This window comes from Oleiphilus sp. HI0117 (genome assembly GCF_001635235.1).
The window spans coordinates 1-1,224 of record NZ_LWGA01000232.1; the positions used below are offsets into that span (position 1 = coordinate 1).

Below are 1,224 nucleotides of genomic sequence, written 5' to 3' on the forward strand. Positions count from 1 at the left end.
GTGTTCTCAATGCGGAAATCAAACTCGCCAGCTTTGAAAGCCTCCAATGCAACCGTGTTATCTTTGTAATATTCGTATACGATTTTATCGAATTTATACATACCCTTGTTAACCGCAAGATCTTTTGCCCAGTAGTTTGGGTTTTTCTTCAGTGTCACCGAGCGACCAGTGTCAAAGCTGTCGATCATGTAAGGGCCGTTGCCGACAGGAATATTTAGCGACGATTTACCGAAATCGTGTTTACTCCAATAGTTTTTGGAAAAAATCGGGAGTTGACCAATGATGAGCGGGAGTTCTTTATTTTGATTGGTAGCAAACTCAAAATGAATGACTGAATCTGAGCGAACATCAACGTTTTTTACATCGGCATAGTAAGCTGCATAGAATGGTTGTGCTTTTTCATGCTTCGTTAGTGTTTCGAAACTGAACTTTACGTCGTCTGCTGTTATGGGGCTGCCATCAGAAAACTTGGCATTAGGGTTTAGCTTGAATGTAACTGATGAACGGTCATCAGGCGTCTCGATTGTTTCGGCAATTAGTCCATATTCGCTGAAAGCTTCATCACTCGCATGCTTTGTGAGACTTTCATACAAGTAGCGAACACCCGCGGCAGAAACGCCTTTAATAATATAAGGGTTGAAACTGTCGAAGTTATCACCGACAACGCCTAGTTTTAATGTGCCACCCTGGTTTGCAACAGGGTTGACGTAGTCAAAATGCTCAAAAGACGGGTCGTATTTTAACGAACCATGCATTGCAATACCGTGCTGAGGATTTGCAGCAATAGTGAAAGTTTGAAAGATGAGAGTAAAAAACAAAGCGAATTTAAAATGCATGGCTTATTTTGCTTATTGTAAATGTAGTTGAAAAATCTAGTCTCAATGCACACTTTAGTGCAAATTACAGGATGAAAGATCGTAAAGTTAAATGATAGACTCGTCTATAGCTTTTATCACCTTAAAGGCTTACGAAATATTTAGTTAGGCAAAACTGTTATTTAAGTTCGTTTTTTACAAGGCCGCAACGCTGGCATTTTGACACCGTTACAAGCTTGCCCTGTTTAACGTCGAACTTTGAGTTGCTTATAACCTTCCACTTATGAAAGCCGCTTTTGCATAAAGTTTTGCCTTTATGCTTGGCCTTTGGGGATGGTTTTTTAAAGGGAATTACATTAGACATAATAAGAGCTTTCGTTGCTTGAAGGCCTGAATTCATCGTTATAAA

General features: G+C 39.7%; 1 protein-coding gene. It reads right to left on the minus strand.

Annotation, left to right across the window (positions count from 1 at the left end; translation table 11 throughout):
• A partial coding sequence (locus A3757_RS02875; RefSeq protein WP_231878198.1) for an ABC transporter substrate-binding protein occupies positions 1 to 836 on the minus strand: 836 nt, incomplete at its 3' end.
• Positions 837 to 1,224: the final 388 nt, after the last annotated feature.